Origin of the sequence: Paenibacillus sp. 2TAB19 (genome assembly GCF_052115185.1) — a bacterium.
Classification (GTDB): Bacteria; Bacillota; Bacilli; order Paenibacillales; family Paenibacillaceae; genus Pristimantibacillus.
Window position 1 is genome coordinate 1 of sequence record NZ_JBFRGE010000011.1, and the last position, 18,566, is coordinate 18,566.

Genomic DNA, 18,566 nt, shown 5'->3' on the forward strand with positions numbered 1-18,566 from the left:
GCCTTAGATCATGTAATGATATTCGAATAGTACAGGCCGATATGGAGAACACTAAACGCAACTCAACTGTCGACATATGCCATCTGCGAACGCATTGCTGCTTCGATCCTTAGGCGCATCTGACATATGTAAATCTTTGTAATACGGATTTCTTACTTTGATCCAGCTTCCACTGTCTTCTGCCGCGTACAAGCTATCCTTCCGTTTGCAAGCGATCCCTTCCAGTCCTGATTGCTTCACGAATTCGTACAGCGCTTTGCCTGCGCCATCGACGTAAGGCAGCTGTTCGTAATAGGCGTTATTTTCAACAATTTGCCCCAGCAGCTGCTTTCGTTCAGCAAGCGGCTTATTCCGCATATCGACACCGTTGTAATAAAGCACATCGAATACATAGAAATGAACGGGCAATAATCGTTTTGCATCGCGAATGGCCGGCTCTTTACTCAGCTTGAATCGCTCGTCGATCAGCGTCTTGAATTCAGCTTCACCTGTCGTCGGATTAATATAGGCCACTTCTCCATCCAGCACGAAGTCGGCCGGTTGTACAGCTGGCACATTAAGCAGCTCAGGATATTGCTTAGACACATCATTATGATGCCTTGTATATAGCTTTGCCGTGTTTCTAATAAAAGAAAGCTGCAGGCGGTGTCCGTCAATCAACGGCTCGAACAAGTAACGATCATCGTCAAACGGCAGCTTGCGCTCCGTCATCTGCATCGGTTTCAAAAACATAGCCGTCCCCTCCCGTACATCTATATTAGCATGGAAGCATTCAAAAATTAGTCGGTAAATAAAGGTGAAATTAGCGAATAATCCTTTGAAAGCCTTCACATAATACTGACTAGAAGGAGGCTGATAATAAATGGCAAACCAAACACTTGTCGTACCGGGAGCTCGGGCAGCGCTTGAGCAAATGAAGTACGAAATCGCGCAAGAGCTGGGCATTCAACTTCCAGCCGACGGTTATTATGGCAACATGACCACGCGCGACATGGGCTCCATTGGCGGATACATAACACGCCGTCTCGTTCAAATCGCCGAACAGCAGCTCGCTGGACGCTTCTAATGCGAGCCAAGCGTAAACGGCTATCGCCGTCCTTTGGCGGCGTAAGCTACCGTTTCGCGGATGAAATATAAGCCTAGTATAAGAGTGACATTTTATACTTTCTTATATTTCGTGCAACACCGAGAGCGCCAATAGCGCTCTCTTTTTTATTTTTAGCGAAAGCCAAACTTCCCTTTAACATGAATTATCGGTAAAATAGAATAGAGTTGTCCTGTTACATACGCTATGCCATTTTTATTTGGAGAAAGGAATACCCTACTATGATTATTCAGCCAAAATCCCGCGGCTTTATTTGCACCACTGCACATCCAGAGGGCTGCGCTAGCCAAGTGCAGCGTCAAGTCGATTACGTAAAGTCCAAACCGGCAATCGAGGGACCGCGCAATGTGTTAGTCGTAGGCGCTTCCACAGGCTACGGCCTTGCATCGCGAATCGTATCCTCGTTCGGCGCAGGCGCGAACACGATTGGCATTTATTTTGACAAAGCAGCAGAAGGCGCACGCACCGCTTCCGCTGGCTGGTACAATTCTGCCGCATTCGAGCAAGCCGCAGCAGAAGCAGGAGTAAAGTCGTACAGCATTGTTGGTGACGCTTTCTCAGACGAGATTAAAGCCAAAACCATCGACCTGATCCGTACGGAGCTTGGCCAGATCGATCTTGTCGTCTACAGCGTAGCATCGCCGCGACGCACACACCCGGTAACGGGCGAGACGTTCTCCTCGGTCATTAAGCCGTTGGGCGGCACGTACACGAACAAAACGGTCAACTTCCACAACGGCGAAGTGACGGAAGCGACGATCGAGCCGGCTACAGAGGACGAGCTTCGTCAGACGATCGCCGTAATGGGCGGCGAAGATTGGCAAATGTGGATCGACCAGCTTCAAGCTGCCGGCGTTCTAGCTGAAGACGCTACAACGGTCGCATACTCTTATATCGGACCAGCTATTACACATGCTGTCTACCGCGATGGAACGATCGGCGCGGCGAAGAACGACCTAGAAGCAACAGCTAAGCGTCTTCATGAGCAGCTGAGCACAAGCGGCGGCCGTGCGTACGTCTCGGTCAACAAAGCGCTTGTAACGCAATCCAGCTCTGCCATTCCCGTTGTTCCTCTATACATCTCCGCCCTTTACAAAATAATGAAGGAAAACGGCACGCATGAAGGCTGCATCGAGCAAATGTACCGTCTGTTCTCCGAGCGTCTGTACGGACCGGGCGAGACGGCCGTTGACGAGAAAGGGCTCATCCGAGTCGACGATCTCGAGATGAAACCGGAAATTCAAGCTGCCGTTGCAACCGTATGGGAGCAATTGACGACGGAGAACGTATACGATCTTTCTGATCTGGCCGGCTACCGCCGCGAGTTCTTCCAGTTGTTCGGCTTTGAAACCGACGGCATCGATTACGAAGCGGATACGAATCCGGAAGTAGATATTCCGAACCTTCGTTAGGCTGCTATAAACGAAGAAGCGATGGAGCTCATCAGAGCTCCATCGCTTCTTTAGTATTGCGACATTAGCGAATGATCCCTACTTTAGCCAGCCTAAAGTTCGTTCCTGTGCAGTCCGGCCGATTGCCATGAATGACCTCAGCCTCGAAACGATGCTTGCCGGGCAGCCAGTCGTCTCCATAATAGCTCAAGCGATACCAGCCGTCTGCACCTACCCAGTCAGGCCGATCGCGCTTCTCCGTCTGCCACTCTCCCCCATCAATGCGATAACGGAATTCCGCGGAATTCTTGCCAAAGTCGAAGCCAAGCGCCAGCCCCCTCCCTTCGAATTCGAAAGAAAGCCGGGCGTCTATCGCTGCCGTCTCCAATACACGATCAATCCATTCATAATAAGGCCATCTGCGAATCGTCCATGGTCCAGTCGTATGAATGCTCTCCAAGGGCAGCTCATACACATCGTCCCAGCATTTCGCATCGAGCGGCGCCGGCAGCTCCGTGGGAGCTGCATGCTCAGAAGCTTTATCTACGCAGCTGTCTGAGTCGAATGAAGCCGCCTTATCAAGCCGCTGGCGCAAATAGTGGATGACGCTCGCCCCGTAGCTTAGACTTCCTCTGCTCGTTGGATGCAAGCCGTCAGGCAGCCATTCCTCGAAGCGCATGAGTCCCCGCTTCACTTCCTCGAATGCATGCAAGCCCATCCATACGGAGCTGATGCTGTAATGGTCGGCAATACGTTCGAATTCACCGATCGTGTCCGGTACTTCGCCACTTGACATCGCTTCATACATGCCGGAGGAATACGTATATACAAGAACGATATCCCGCACTCCGTCTGCAAGCAGTTGACGGATTAACCCTTCGCGAGAACGCCCCCGCTGCTMAGACGCTGTACCTTCGTCGTTAACCGCATATTCGACGAATACGAGATCACAGCCGCGATCGATCAAGTCCCGCTTCGCGCGGAACGCTGCCAAATCGCTGCCTGTCGCCCCGATCGCCGCGTTTTCCACAGCAATACGGGTATTCGGGAACTGCTCCGCCAGCCAGCCAATAACCGGCTCTGGCCAGTTATGCCTTGGTCTGGCATCCGTAATMGAACCGCCTATAAAGCCGACGGTCAATTTTCCCTCTATAATTTTTGCCTTCGTATGCTTCAAAGAGCCTCGATGCTTCCACACCTGTAGCGTCATTGTTTGTTCGCCTCCGCTTATTTATGTTTTCTCCGATTGCGATTATGCATCAGAATGCCCGCTAGTACTCCCGCTGCTATTACCGCTACGAGACCAATTGCGCCTGCAGCCATCCTTCCATTTGCAGAATCAGATTCTCCGTCGTCCTCCGCAGCAGCGGCAACCTCCTGTGATGGCTCGCCTTCTATCGCAACAGTTGAGCCGCCCGGCTGCGATGGCTCATCGCCGTCTGCCTCCGGTTGAACCTGCTCTGCCGTTGCCTCCGGATCATTAGACGAAACGCCTACGATCGCAGTCCCCGACTTCGCAAGCTTATAGTCGATGACTTCACCGCTCCAGAAATGCATCCGCAGCTTAATGTCGCCATCATTAAGCTGTTCTAGAAATTCTTTCGTCAATATAATCGCGCTGAGGTCATACGCCGGCTTATAGGAGTGCGCCATTTCTTTAAATGGCGTCCAATCATTAGGGTCCGTGTTTCGTCCGTCTGCGTACACCGCCTCCATCGTCGCAAGCCGATCGCCCTTGAAAGCCGTCGGAATAGACAATCCGCCGCTAGTTCCTTCCGTATTTTTAAGTATCGGGGTATTGTAATGAATAATATGAATATGCCAGTCCGCGCCTGCGGAGAATACGGCAGTTAGAACTGCCTGTATGCCGTAATCATCCATTAGCAACGACTTAATCAAATTAGCACTGATCGTGAGCGTATCACCGGTCAGCTCGTAATCGACTCCCCGGGCAAGCACTTTGTCTCCTTGCCGAAGCTCGCTTAACGTATTGCCGTTTAATTGAAGCGTAACGTTCTGATCCGCTGCTTCTGCATCCTTCTTCACGAATAGCTGATCGGTAGACGCAGTCGATGATCGCCCACCAGCAGAAGCTTTCATAACGGCGAACAGCTCAGGATCCTTCCATTCGAGAGCTCGTCTGTCAAAGTGCTGCCCGTTGTCCCACAGCATCGTAGTGAGCTGCTTCTGCTTCGCGTAATAACCCAAATACTCGAAATATTTGAGCTTCTCGCCTTGCTCGATCGTGTCAACCGATTTATCGAAGCCAAGCAGACCGAATTCCCCGATAATGACCGGAATGCCCTTGGCTACGAACGTTTCATGAACGCGATCGAACGTTTGTACAAGATCATTGCGCGCCTCTTCGTTAAACGTCGTAACTCCGCCTAGATTAACGCTGAACGGATAGAAGCCGTAATAATGAACCGTGGCAATAATCCGTTTGTCATCCAGCTTGGCGATTGTTTTATCCAACTCATTCAATCGTTTCTGCGAGGACGATGCCGTCAGCGTTGAAAGCACGATTGGTCTCAGCTTATTCGATCCGCCCGATCCGCGAACAATCGAATGGAAAGAAGTGTTCAATTCATCCAGCATAACAAAGTAAGTCTCCGTATCTCTGCCCCAATCTTCCGAGAAACGGGGCTCATTAATGCCCTCGAACATCAGCTCCATCGGATAATCCTTGAAGCGGTCCGCAATTTGTACCCATGCCGACTTATATCTGCCTAATACGTCGTCATGATTCGATTCCATATCGAATATCCAATGCGAATCGTGATGGAGGTTAATCATGACGTACATTCCCGCATCAAGCGACCAATCCACAACCTCCTGAATGCGATCCATGAATGCATCATCAATACGGTAATCGGGCGCGTCGCCCATTCTGTGCTTCCACGTAATCGGAATACGAATGCTTCGATAGCCTTGACCGGCCAGACTCTCAATTAATTCCTTCGATGTAGCCGGATTGCCCCATGACGTCTCCGAACCGGTAGCATCGAATGTATTGCCCAAATTCCAACCTGGCTGCATCGCATCTACGTAAGCCTGCATATTCATTTCATTTCCCTCCTTCTTCTTATCCGCGTAAAGCGGCTGTGCCGACATGCCTATCCCTGCCAACACAATGGCAACGCATACAATAGCAATCGCAATCGTAGACAAGTTGAGTTTCCTCATCCCACCTGTCCCCTTTCCTGAATACGAATAAGAGCAGCTTGCCTTAACGTGTAATGAGAAATGCCATATCCGATCTTTCGCTTGCAGGAGCCGTCAGCTTAAGCGCGCCATTCTCCGGTAGGACAACGGACGTTCCGGCCTCTTCTCCCGTCCACGCATCAAACCACGTCACCTTAGCCTCGCCTTCCCCGAATCCGTTAATCGTTGCCGTCTTTCCTCCGATTGTGCCATTCTCGCTGACAAGCCAACCATAGGACGTTTTTGCTCCAACCATCGTCCAGCCCTCGCTATCATGTATCTCTATGGATGGCGGTTCGGCAGCGCTAAGTCGCGGATTGCGCAGTTTCACTACGGCCGCTCCCGCTGCTTTATCCGTGCTAGACGCATAGACTTTAACGCCCCAGCCGCTAATTTGGTTAAGCTGCTCGCCCGTAATCAGCTTGCCTTCCCGCCAATAGCCGGCTGGTACATCCGTTAGCGGAACACGCAGTGTCGTCCATTCCCCGCTTTGCAACACGATGTCGCTGGCATCGTCACCCTCTGTCCAATTACCGTTAGGCATCAGCACCGGTCTAGCTTTAAGCGGCTCTGCACCTTCATAGTCGGCATATACGTCTATGAGCAGCTCGTCATAGCCTTGCCAGTCTGACTTACCGCCAACTTGCTGAAGGAAGCCTTGCGCAAAACTTCCCGTTGCGAACCGCATCGACGTCTGTATCGCACCGCCTGTCGCTTCCGGCTTAAACAGCGAACCTGTCGCATCCTTATTCGCTTCCGGCCAGTCTGGCATCAACCAATTCGCCGCATCGGATCCATCCTCAAGCATCACCTCATGCGCTAATTGCTGATTCACCTTAGGTGTATCCATCGTAACCGGCTGCCGCTGCTCGTTGAAGTCGATCGTCCGAACGAATGAAGCGAAGACGTTCATTTGCTTATACATCTCATCGTTATAGCTCTCAAGCGCCCACCAGATAGGACCGGATGCTGCGCCGTTCGCTAGCGAAGACCACATCGAGTTATGATGGACAACGGCGTCCGTTACATTGCCGGTCTCTCCGGTCATAACCGGCTTCTCGTATTGCTTCCATCTCAACCCGATATCTTCCGCGTACGCGCCAAAGTTTAGATCGTAATAGTTCTCGCGATCCGCAATATCGAGCGTCTTGTAGCCATGATCCCAGAAGTCCTCTCCTCCGCCGGCCATTGAGCCCATCGTTGGATGTCCGTAAGGATCGTTCCCCTTGAAATAGTTATGCACCTTCGTTACCCAAGCGTTCGCCTCGTCTTGGCGGCCGAACGCCCAACCGTCCGTTCCGTTAATCTCGGTAATCAAGTTCCATATGCCGATAGAGGAGCTATAACCCCACCGAGCGATTATATAGCGGTACAGCTTCTCCTGGTATTTCCACATTTCTTCGCTGCTATAGAAATTTTCCGCCGATCCGAGCGACGAATAAGCGCTGCGCTTCCAGGTCGCCGGCCAGTTCTCGATTTCATCAGCCAAGGAATCATGCGGCCAAATAACAAAATTCATATGAAGATCGCGCGCACCGAACCAATCGACCAGCTCATCTATGCGGAAGCCCTTCAGCATATCGTAGCTGCCGATTCCGGAAGCAGATGATTCCAGCTGCTCCTTGCCGCCGCCCATGCCCGCGTTGTCGTAGTTGCCATTCCAATACGTAACCAGATTGCCGCCGTTGTCTGCGATCTTCGTCAAGTTGCTCTCTGTTATTCCCCACGGATATGCGACACCAACCCCATAGAAGGAAGAACCATCGTCGTATTCGAAGAAACGTTTATTCGTATCGGACACGCGTATCCAGCCTTTATTCGCGCCTTGCTCCGCAACGAACTCCGCTTCCTCGCTAACCGAGGTTCCCGACTTATCCGTCACGGCCACCTTATACCGCCACTTTCCACTCTCATTAGGCGCGAACCGCAGCCGCCATGCTGCTCCGTTATAAAAGCCGTTGATCCGCCACTCCTTGCCGCTAGGCGCAAGGAAAACGGCCCGAACGTCAATCTCCTCCGGATCGTACGGATTAACGTATTCGGCTTTCATGTCAAGCGCAAGTTCAAGCTTGTCATAGGTTAACAGCGTGACCGGCTTCGGACTTTCTCCCTCTTCTACAGCTTCAGCCCCTGCTTTTGCTTCAATAGAAGTAATCACAGGCCCTGCATCACCGTCCGGGTCTTGCAAAACAAGGATTGGCGCTTGAACAGCATCAGAATTGCCATTATCGTTAATCTGCCATACAACGACTACCGCCAAAATGATGACGAAAAGTGACGCACCCGCCATGAACCACTGTTTTCTTTTTAACATATCGGCCCCCTACTAAGAACGCTCTCTATTTCAATTCCTGTCTAGATTTGAGTGGAATTCGTACAGTCAAACAGCATCTACAGACGAATCAAACTCACTATATTCATTGCTGAATTTCGAACAAAAGGCTGGAGAACCTTCTTGCCCGTCCCCAGCCTTTGTTCAAATCTTTTTATACGACTTTAACCTGACTTTCAGCCAAGTAATCAATCATCGAGCTTACTGTAATTGCGTTAGTAGCGGTTGGTTTGCTTACTGCTTCGCCTTCCTCGCGATTCACGAATAGAACGACCTTCGTTACGCCTGGGATCAGATCGAAGAAGTTATCGGTGAAGCGGCCCGCGCGCTCCGTCTTCAGCCATACTTGCTTCGCCAGCTTATCCGTCGAAAGCTCATACGCCGTTCCATCGCTGCCCGATACTTCCTTCACTGTAATCGTCGCCGCCTCTAGCCGAAGCTCCTTCGCGCTAGCGAAGTAGAATAGCTTGCTGATCGCAGAAGCTTCACTACCCCCGGCAGCAGCGAACTCCGCATGCAGCACAATGGAACCCGCTTCGCGTCCGCCAAGCCATTCGCTTTCGTTCAGCGAATAGATGACCGCAGCGCTATTGCCTTGCATAGCTACTGGGGCAGTCGCTTCTCTTACCAGCCTACCTGAGAAATCGTACAGTTTCAGCGTAAGATTTCCTTCGACCGCTTCAAGCTTATCCGTAACCAAATGAACGCGCACATGTCCGTCTTCCGAACGGTCGAATGAAAGAATCGTATCTTCGAAGCTATGTTTCGCGTAATATTGCATCGCTTTCCACTTGCCGTAATAATCAATGCCCGCCCATGAAGCGACCGGCCAGCAATCATTCATCTGCCAATATAGCGTGCCCATGCAATATGGCATCCGGCGGCGATGCGCTTCGATAGCCATCTTCATCGCTTCCGCTTGCAGCACCTGGCTCATATACAGGAACGACGGGAAATCTTTCGGCTCGTTCATATAGATGTCCATATACTGCTTGATGAGACGATTGCCGTCGCCATTTTTCTGATGGGCGCGCATCACCTTCGAGTCCAGCGCCAGATCCTGCTCGGTCGCGAATGTCATGACCGTATCGTACTCAGGGAACGACTGGAAGCCGTATTCGCTCATGAAGCGGCCAATCTTCACATTGTAGTTCTCGAAAGGCTCAACCGCATGCCATACGCCCCAATAATGGACGTCCCCTTCCGTCGTGAGCGGATGCGCATGCTGGTTAATGTCGCCGGATACCGATACGATCGGCGAGGACGGCCAATAATCGATGCCTGGAGCATAGCTCTCCACTACTTCAGGCAAGATGCTATGGAAGATCGCTTCATAGTCCGCCCAGATCTTCTCGCGCTGTTCGGCCGTATAATTCTTCTTCCAGCCCCAGCCGCCGGTCTCGTCGTATTGCGCCCAAGCGGAATCAATCTCATTGTTGCCGCACCATAATGCGACGGACGGATGATTGCGCAGACGCTTCACGTTCTGTTCCGCTTCCGCTCTCACATTGGCAAGGAACGCCTCATCGCCCGGATACATGCTGCATGCGAACATGAAGTCCTGCCAAACGAGAATGCCGTATTCGTCGCACAGCTCATAGAAGACCGACTGCTCATAAATGCCGCCGCCMCAAATAYGCAGCATGTTCATGTTCGACTCCGCAGCCGATGCGATCTCATGTCTGTATCGCTCAGCCGTCACTTCCGTAATGAAGCTGTCATTCGGAATATGGTTCGCGCCTTTCGCGAATACGGGCACGCCGTTCAGCTCGAAGTAGAAACTTGCGCCGACGGCATCCTTTTCCCTTACAAGCTTTACCTTGCGCAAGCCGGTACGAACCGATTTATCGGCAACGACCTTATCGCCCGCAAGCAGCTTAGCCGAGAAGCAGTACAGATGAGCTTCGCCCAGACCTCTGCTCCACCATAACTTCGGATCCTCGATGACAACCGGAACGGCGAGCGTTTGTTTACCCGCCTTCACGCTTACTTCGCTTTCCCAAGTCAAGCCATCTGCGGAAAGGTGAAGCGTCCCGCTCCAATCCTGTTCGGATTCCAGCTCGACATGAACGGTAAGCTTGGCTTCGGAAGCGGACACCTCGTTCTGCTCTACATACAGATCAGAGATGACGCTTTCGGACCAGCCTTCCAGCCGAGCCTCTCTCCATATCCCGCTCGTAACGAAGCGCGGGCCCCAGTCCCAGCCATAATGATAAGGCGCTTTGCGCGCAAAGATACTAACTTTATCGTCGCCTAACCCGCCAAGCTCGGACTGGTCGTTCGAAGCCGGCAAATTATAGCCGAGCGCCTCGATCTTAGGCAGATCCTCGCGTATCGGCGAGCGGAACACAATATGAAGGCTGTTGCCTTGCTCTTTCACATATTCCTTCACATCCGCGCGCCAAGAACGGAACATATTGTTTGCAGACAACACATGTGTACCATTCACATAAACCTCGGCATACGTATCAAGTCCGTCGAATACGAGCTCGATAGACGATAAAGCCAGTAAGCTGAGAGGCACGTCGAAGGTAGATTCGTATTCCCAGTCTATTTTGTCGATCCATTGCAAATCATGCTCATTCGTCGCATAGAACGGATCTTTGATGACACCATTTTTCAGTAAATCGGTATGAACGCAGCCTGGTACGACGGCCGGGAGCCACTTCTCCTCCTCGACGGACTTAAAATTCCAATTGTTTGTTAGCGTAAATGTTTCTCTCATCATATCCTCCTGTTGTGTGTATCCACTGTAACTTCTGTCGTCCTACCACACTTTTAGTTATAATTATATCTCTCTTTTTATCCTACTTTACCTAACAAGTTAGCGCAATGGATAGCTCTTCAGATCGGGAATCTCGTCTCTTGTTACCGAGAATGGATGATGATAGAACTTGAGCAACTGCTGAAGCTCCGTATAGTCGCCTGAATACTCCCTAACGCCATCCTTCTCCGTAAAGACAAAGTTGCCATACCACGTACAATTCCATGCCCACGGTGCTTGATCGCGAAGCATCAGATCCGGATCCGGAATCGGGCCGTTCTCGGACAAAGCGATAATTTTGCTCGCTTTCGTGTAGGACCGAGCTTGTTGGAACCGCTCGGACTGCGACTCATACGTCTGCGCAGGCGGATAAATATCTTCACCGATAATATCGACGTACTCGTCACCCGGATACCAATCGGCATGCTGCCCGTTCCATACCCAGATGAGATGATTCAGCTTGTGTACGTTCGTCATCCGCTCGTACATCAGCTTCCACAGCTTCAGGCAAGGCTCGGCGCCCTTCGCCCCCCACCAGAACCAACCGCCAGACGCTTCATGCAGCGGTCTCCAAAGTACGGGAACGCCTGCCTCCTGCAGCCGCTTCAACTGAATCGTAATCGCGTCGATATCCCTAATAAGCAGCAAATATTCGTCGGACGCCTCGTCGGCCATCGCTTTCTCGATGTCGAACGTTGTGGCGTTCGTATAGAAGCCTCTGTCCCAGTTGCGATCCGGCAACTCGTCGATAAGGTCCTTCGGCGCGTTCCAATGCCAGCAAAAAGTGACGATTCCGCCCTTATTCCACCAGTCGATCGCGATGTCGGTATCGCTGCATGTGGAACCTCGCTCCGTTCGCGAAGGCGAGTAGTTCATAAAGTCGAAACCGTATACCGCTGGATATTTGCCAGTCGTTTCGTAAATGATTTCTACCTCAGGAGAAGTAACGACGCCAATCTGCTGTCCCGTCAAAATCCGCTTTCCATACATGTCGCATAAGTAGGTCATGAGCCGCTTCGCATTATCTTCCGCATTCGGATTAATTAGCGTCGGCTCTACTTGAAATGTGGCTTGATCGTTCGTGTTTATCATTAGCGGCTTCTCCTATTCATGACTTTTTCATTTATCAACCGATAATACCGGAACGCTCAACGCTCTCTACGAAATAGCGCTGTACGATCAAGTACAAGATAATGAGCGGAATAATAGCAAGCAAAATTCCCGTATCGATAATGAGCGCGACATGGTTCGGGTCGGCCTTCACATTCGTTCCGCTTCCTACACCCGTCAATACTGGAATAAGCGCGTTCGCCTGAGCCGGCAGCGAAGCGATCTTGATCGGCATAAGCGAAGTCTCGCTCATGAACAGCGACGTATAGATCGTATCGTTGTATTGCCATACGAAGCAGAACAAGATGACGGTAATGATTGGCGGTATAGCGTTAGGCAGCATAATGCGCAAAAACGTCTTAACGCCGCCAGCGCCGTCGATAAGCGCCGCCTCTTCGATTTCCTTCGGCATCCCTTTGAAAAACTGGCGGAAAATGTAGATGAACAACCCGGCCTTCAGCCCCATTGCCGTAGCCGACGTAATTATCGACGGCCAATACGTGTTCAACAGATTAACGCCTTCCTTGCCGGTGAATAAGGAGACCAGTCCAAGCACATCGAAGCTTCTAAAGTGCAGGTACATCGGGACGAGCAGCGTGCTGGTCGGCACAAGAATCGTTAAAATAACGAGCGCGAACAAAATATTGCTGCCCGGGAAGTTGAACCGGGCGAATCCGTAGCCGGCGAGCGCGCAAGACGCGGCTGTCAGCAGCGTCGTAATGACGACGAACAGCATCGTGTTGCTAAGCAGCGGGAAGTAATCCAATATTTCCATCGCCAGCTTCAGGTTGTCGAGCGTAAAGTGGACAGGGACCATATAGATCGTCGGATTGTAAATATCGACTTTGTCCTTGAATGCGGTCGAGAACTTCATCAGCAACGGATAAATGATAATGAACGAKATGCCGATGACGAGCAGATAACGGAAGATCGAGAAAAGAATATCAACCGTTTTGTTTCTCGCCTTTTGGAGCTTGTATTTGTTCGCTTCACTGCGGACCGCCTCAGAAGCTTGAGCTTCCATCTTGTTTCCTCCTTCGCTATGGCTGGCGCTTAGTTGTAATGGATTCTCTTAGCCAGCACCCATCCGATAATGACGAGTATCAAGCTGACGATAAGCGTATAAATCCATGACATGGCTGAGCTAAGCCCGAAATTTTGCGTTTTGAATGCGGTCGTGAAGATGATGTCGGTTACCGCGCTTCCCGCGAACGAATCGATAACCGTATAGATGATGTTCGTCAAGATGAGCGGGCTAACCATCGGAAACGTAATTTTCCAGAACGATTCGTAAGCCGTTGCGCCTTCCATCTTAGCTACTTCATACATCGAGCCGGGCACGGATTGCAGTGCCGCCAGGAAAATCAGAATTTGAACGCCGGAGCTCGTAATAATCTCGTAAATGCGCATAATGGCGCTGACGATATAGTCGACGAATGAGATCGGAAGGCCGATATCGCTTAAGATCATAACCATCGACATGATGTTGTATTGCGATGTCGAGCCGCCCATTTCATTCACGACGCTGGCATCGCCGACAAGGTTGATAAGACCTGCCGACTCGGCCGAAGCAATCGCGTTCGATGCCAGAATGACCGGAAGGAAKAAGATCGCCCGCGCGAGCGTTCTTCCCCGGAACTTCTGGTTCAGCAGCGTTGCGGAGAATAAGCTGAAAAACAAGATCATAGGCACGTTAAGCAGCATCTCCGATACCGACTGGGTCAATATCCGGTTGAACGTCGCATCGACGAACAAAGCGTTATTGAAGTTGCTCCAGCCGGCTCCCTCCAGCTCGAAGCCGTTAATTCCGACAGTCAGCTTGCTGAAGCTGAATTGCAGCGATTGGAAGAGCGGCGCCGCGAACAGCAGAATGAAACCGATCAACCAAGGCAAGATGAAGGCGATTCCGAGCAATGAGCGTTTGTGGGCTAATGTAAGCTTCGTTCCATTCATGGCTGTTCACCGCCTATCGAATAATGTTGTGGTTCAACCGTAACGCCGCCAACGTTCACCGCTTGATCCGTATAATTGACGATGATCGAGCTGCCATTGCTGTACTTCACTTCGACAACACCTTCTTGATGGCGGATATGCTCCACCATCTTCTCGTTTCGGAGAGGCGCAAGCGCGGCATTCGTTTCTTTGTACATAGCTAACGCTTCATCATACCAATCCTTGTAATAAGTAGAGAAGCTTGTGTCAAAATGCGTGAACTTCAGCTTCGAGGACGGTTCATACGTCCATGAGAAGTAAGGAGCCGCGCCTAGCTCGATCGCCTTCAGCAATTGCTGCTTCGTATCTTGCTCATCGCTAAGATTGATCGCTTTGCCTGCATAATCGATGAATCCGTGCACGACCATTTCGTAGAACGGCACCTCTGCATCCGTAATTAGGAAGCCGCTGGAAGCAGTTGGTACATCAATCAAATGATCAGCATACGGGAGTGCGTACGAATTGCCGCCGGCGAGCATCGTCTCGCCGATGCTCTCGTCCAGCTTGCCGAGCTGCTCCTTGACGATTTCCTTCGCTGTCTCGCGCTGTACGACCCGGCTAACCCGATAATCAGACGTCAGCATCCCGCCAAGATCACGCAAGGATAGACCCTCCATGCCAAGCTTATCGTATTGATTGATGAACTTATCGACATAATACGGCAGCTTTGCCGGCGACAACAAATAATAAGTGCCTAGTGTCATATCCATTCGGTTTAAAGCCCGGTTGTAAGGATACAGCTCCGCTTCCTCGCGAGTGACGAACCTCGACGCATCGGATGAAGGAGAGAAGGCGCTGTCGTCATGGTACATTTGTTGGAATGCCACATCCGGGAAAAGCATGCCTCCCGCTTCCTCGAGCTGCTTCGCCAGAGCGCTCAGCTCTTTCTTGCTGCCAAGCACGCCGTCCGTCTTAAGCTTAACCGGCGTCTTATGGTTGACGCCTTTGCCGAACCAACCGGCATAACGCATCATCAGCCGGTCAACGCCGTCCTGCTTCAGCTCCGATGCAATCTGCGATGCCTCCTTGAAGCTAGTCATCGAGATGACGGCGTCATAAGGCACGCCAAGCATCGATTTTCTTTTGTCAACGGAACCCGTGATCGTCAGATAGAACGGCAATTGCTTGTCGCCGCTAAGCGGCTGAAGCGATTGTTCCTTCACAAGCTTCTCTCTATATAGCTCGGCCATACCGGAATAGCTTGCTTGCTCGCTTGGGAGAAAGCTGTATCGAATCTGAATATCGCCGGTATAGATTTGCTCGCCGAGCAATTGAATTTCTTGAATGTTAGCTCCCGTATACAGCTCCAGCTCATCTTCTCCGCGAAGAGCAAATGTCGTATAAGCGTAGTTGTATGAATTTTTGCGACCGCTAATATCGGCCGCGATGCTTGCGATCGCGTCGCCTTTCTCAATAACCGCGAACCAAGCCGCTTCGCCCGCCTTCATACCGAATACCGGCAATCTAGCGCTCTCCGTCACTTGTCCGCGCCGCCAGCTGTTGTCATTCGGGTCGAAGCCGTACACCTTCTGTACGTACTGCTCTTCCTTCACTTTGCCGTTGTTCAGATTAATAAGACTGCCTGAACCGTCAGGCACGAAGATGTAGCCGTCCGTGCCCATGTCTGCCGCTCMGAAGAAGTTAAGCAGTTCGATCGTGCCGATCTTAAAGGGACCGCTTTCCTTGATCTGGCTGACAGGTACGGATACGAGCAGCTCGCCGCCGTCCAGACGATATTCCAGCGGGATCGTGAAGGTCGGCTTGTCGCTTGCGCCGCCGCCCGAGACGCCGTTCTCCGCGTTGTCGAAGGCAAGATCCTCTTCGGTATAACCCGCCGCCTGGAAAGCCGCGATCATCTTGTTAAGGACGAGCTGCTTCGATACTTGCTCGTCGAGACGTTCCAATATATCGTCGCTGCCTTCCTTCGGATAATATCGCGTCGAGACGTATCTCGCTTGCGATGCATCGAGCTTCGAGATCAGCTTTTCTTCCATTCGCGCCTTGCTAATATACTTCGGCAGTGCATCGACGCCAAGCGACATATCACCAAGCGTATAAGTAATGCGCACGCCGCTGGCGATGCTTTCCACTGTAAACTGCTTCGAGCTGATGCTCTTCGCGAAGTTCGTGAACGTATTCAGCGTCCCTACCGAATCGCGATAGCTGACGGACACCTGCGACGACATAACTTCCTTCTCGTATGGCGATGCGATCGTATCTTCAGCGCGCTTCTCCGGATTGCTGTACCATATCCGGTTCTCGCGTTTATCCTTAACGGCGACTTCCGTCGTCTCCGGATTGAAATACAGCGACACCTCTTCATTATCCGCTACGAGCTTCATCCCCGGTACGCCTTGCGACGAATCCGGCAGAGCCTTCAATTCGCTTCCGGCCGCAAGCTCCGCAGTCGTCTCCGTGTAAGAGGCTGTGTCCACAGCCTTCACGCCGCGGTCAATAACGAGTATAAGCACGGCGGCAATGACGATAATTGCTGCGACACAAGAAAGCGCCGCAACGAGAATCTTTCTGTTTTTCACTTGATGCGGCCTCCTTTACGTACGGAAAATAAGTTCCCGATAAATGTTGACGATGAATTCATAGATTTGCTGCATCATACTCATGACAAGCGTGCCAAGAAACACGATAATGCCCATAACGATCACCGTAAGGATCATCGTTACAATCGTCTTCATCGCTGAATATTGGTGTACGGTCATCGTGCCGACGAACAGCAAGCCGATGAACCATATCGTCGAGATTGAATTAAACAAATAGTAGAATGCCGTTTCTTCCTGCACCATGAAGCGGCTGGCAACCGTAAACGGTACATAGATGAGCACGAGCGGCAGAAGCGCATAACCCGTGGCCATAACAATTTCCTTGAACTTTCCTTCGCCGTCCATAAGCGTCGTAATCGCCCAGTTCGATACGCACCATAAGAAAAACGGGAATACGATTGTTATAAGCTGCGTCAAGCTGTTCAGATACCGCGGATCGTTATAGTTGACGAGGAATCCCGCGAACTGATTTTGCAGAATAACCGACAGGACGACCAAAGCCAGAATGAACAAAGCGACGCGCACCTTGCCTTTGCCGTCATATTTCATATCCCAGAAACCGTCGAACGGATGTACGATCAAATGCAGCGGAAATTTAATGAAATCTTGCTTCATAGCGCTTTGCCCTCCCCTGTCGATTGATTCAACTTCAGCTTAACCTTGCGATAGCGGCTGATGACGCGGTAAAGCTTGAACGCTAGCCATACTGCCGCAAGCGCGACGATGACCGACAATAACGTTCCGAAATGTTCCTTCATATATTCTCGGCGATAACGCTTGTAGGCGACCGAATAACTATCACGATCCATGCCGAGCTTGAAATATTTGATTGCTTCTTTGTTCCGCTTCTCCATGAGCAGCGACTTGCCGATGCCGATATAAGCAATATCGTAGTTGGAATTCAGACGCAGCACCTCTTCCCACACCGGTACAGCCAGCTTGTCATCGCCGTTATGGTGAAGCGCGACCGCCTCATTAATCTTCAATCCGAACTTCGTCGGTTTAAAGACGATGATATTGCTTTTGCCCCTGTCGAGTACAAGCCGATCGTCGCCGATGCTCTCGATCGCTACCGGCGTCTTGAACGTGCCTGCCTGGTTGCTCTTGCCGCCGTAGACATAGAGCAGATCGCCTTCGTCGTTGTACGTGAATATTCGACCCTGATTGGAGTCGAGTACGCTGTACATGCCGCCCTCTTGCACCTTCACGTCGATCAGCTTCGAAGGTCCAACCGACAGACGGTACCGAATGTCGCCCTTTACATCGAAGTAGCCGTAACGTTTCAGCACGTCCTCGCCCGAAGGATTAAGCCGCTTTACAGGCTCCTGGGATCCAGGGTCGATATTAGTGGCATATACGAACCCTTTGGCATCGATGTCAATATTGGAAAATTCGGTCGGGATGAATAACATCATCTGCGCCTTCTGAGCTTTCGTGGAGAACAGTCTCCAGAAAAACTCCGTGTAATCGCGCTGCACTTTATTCGTGCCTACGAAGCCGATGAACTCGCCGTCCGGATCGAATTGCATAATCCCCTCGAACATCCCTTGAGCGATGACGAATATACGCTTCGCTTTGTCAACCGTTACCTTGATCGGCGCGAACTTGAAGTCGCTCGCCAATATATCGGACTTCGGCTGCTCGAGTAAGCGAATAAAGCTGCCGTCCGTATCTAGGACGACGACCCGCCCATTGTCCGTATCGGCAATGTACATCATGCCGTCACCGTCGACGTACATGCCGGACGGATTCTTGAAGCCGTCCTCCTTGCCGTCTTTCACGAAGCTCGTTATGATGTCTTGCACGCGCCACTCCTCGTCGATGCGTACAATTCGGTTGTTGCCGCTGTCGACCACATAGATGAGACCTTTATCGTCTACGACCATATCGGCCGGCTCGATGAAGTCGCCTACGCCGAGATCCTTGCCGGAGACGACGCGACCCGGCACGTAAGACGCAGGTGCGGGAACGGATTCTTCCCAGTAATTGTAGTTGTAGCTCTCATAAGGCGTAGATGAAGCGTACGCCGGCGCCGGCGCTGCATTAATGAACAGTAGGGAAGCCGCCGCGACTACGAGAAACCATTTTTTCGCTGTCAAGTGCTGTCCCT

13 protein-coding genes are annotated in these 18,566 nt (G+C 51.4%); 2 read left to right on the plus strand and 11 right to left on the minus strand.

Going from position 1 to position 18,566, the window contains the following annotated elements:
• Positions 1-51 precede the first annotated feature (51 nt).
• Positions 52-732: an ATP-dependent DNA ligase gene (locus tag AB4Z33_RS07025; protein WP_442049245.1), complete on the minus strand. Its 681-nt coding sequence runs from the start codon at positions 730-732 to the stop codon at positions 52-54.
• Between the two features lie 130 nt (positions 733-862).
• On the opposite strand from AB4Z33_RS07025, the gene AB4Z33_RS07030 reads away from it, so the two are divergent.
• Positions 863-1,066, plus strand: coding sequence for an alpha/beta-type small acid-soluble spore protein (locus tag AB4Z33_RS07030; protein ID WP_337104319.1), 204 nt, complete (start codon positions 863-865; stop codon positions 1,064-1,066).
• A 260-nt stretch (positions 1,067-1,326) separates the two neighbouring features.
• Complete coding sequence (fabV, locus tag AB4Z33_RS07035; RefSeq protein ID WP_442049246.1) at positions 1,327-2,517, plus strand: enoyl-ACP reductase FabV; 1,191 nt, start codon at positions 1,327-1,329, stop codon at positions 2,515-2,517.
• A gap of 64 nt (positions 2,518-2,581) precedes the next feature.
• Here fabV and AB4Z33_RS07040 read toward each other — a convergent pair whose 3' ends face one another.
• The 10 genes from AB4Z33_RS07040 to AB4Z33_RS07085 form a co-directional block, all read right to left on the minus strand.
• The gene (locus AB4Z33_RS07040; RefSeq protein WP_442049247.1) at positions 2,582-3,706 is read right to left on the minus strand and encodes an SGNH/GDSL hydrolase family protein; all 1,125 of its coding nucleotides are present in this window, start codon (positions 3,704-3,706) and stop codon (positions 2,582-2,584) included.
• 17 nt (positions 3,707-3,723) lie between these two features.
• Entirely contained in the window at positions 3,724-5,682 is a 1,959-nt protein-coding gene (locus AB4Z33_RS07045; protein ID WP_442049248.1) for a cellulase family glycosylhydrolase, read from the minus strand.
• Between the two features lie 43 nt (positions 5,683-5,725).
• Positions 5,726-8,014 carry a DUF5060 domain-containing protein gene (locus AB4Z33_RS07050; protein WP_442049249.1) on the minus strand — a complete coding sequence of 763 codons (2,289 nt, stop codon included), beginning with the start codon at positions 8,012-8,014 and terminating at the stop codon, positions 5,726-5,728.
• Between the two features lie 172 nt (positions 8,015-8,186).
• Positions 8,187-10,760 (minus strand): beta-mannosidase, encoded by a 2,574-nt coding sequence (locus AB4Z33_RS07055; RefSeq protein WP_442049250.1) that lies wholly within the window; start codon positions 10,758-10,760, stop codon positions 8,187-8,189.
• Positions 10,761-10,856: 96 nt separating this feature from the next.
• Positions 10,857-11,888: a glycosyl hydrolase gene (locus AB4Z33_RS07060; protein WP_442049251.1), complete on the minus strand. Its 1,032-nt coding sequence runs from the start codon at positions 11,886-11,888 to the stop codon at positions 10,857-10,859.
• 34 nt (positions 11,889-11,922) lie between these two features.
• Positions 11,923-12,930: a carbohydrate ABC transporter permease gene (locus AB4Z33_RS07065; RefSeq protein WP_442049252.1), complete on the minus strand. Its 1,008-nt coding sequence runs from the start codon at positions 12,928-12,930 to the stop codon at positions 11,923-11,925.
• Between the two features lie 29 nt (positions 12,931-12,959).
• Positions 12,960-13,859, minus strand: coding sequence for a carbohydrate ABC transporter permease (locus AB4Z33_RS07070; protein WP_442049253.1), 900 nt, complete (start codon positions 13,857-13,859; stop codon positions 12,960-12,962).
• On the minus strand, positions 13,856-16,435 hold the full coding sequence (locus AB4Z33_RS07075) for a DUF5696 domain-containing protein (RefSeq protein ID WP_442049254.1): 2,580 nt from the start codon (positions 16,433-16,435) through the stop codon (positions 13,856-13,858). The genes AB4Z33_RS07070 and AB4Z33_RS07075 overlap by 4 nt, the downstream gene beginning before the upstream one ends.
• 15 nt (positions 16,436-16,450) lie before the next feature.
• The gene (locus AB4Z33_RS07080; protein ID WP_442049255.1) at positions 16,451-17,071 is read right to left on the minus strand and encodes a Yip1 family protein; all 621 of its coding nucleotides are present in this window, start codon (positions 17,069-17,071) and stop codon (positions 16,451-16,453) included.
• On the minus strand, positions 17,068-18,555 hold the full coding sequence (locus AB4Z33_RS07085) for a gluconolactonase (protein WP_442049256.1): 1,488 nt from the start codon (positions 18,553-18,555) through the stop codon (positions 17,068-17,070). Before AB4Z33_RS07085 ends, AB4Z33_RS07080 begins: the two co-directional genes overlap by 4 nt.
• Positions 18,556-18,566 lie beyond the last annotated feature (11 nt).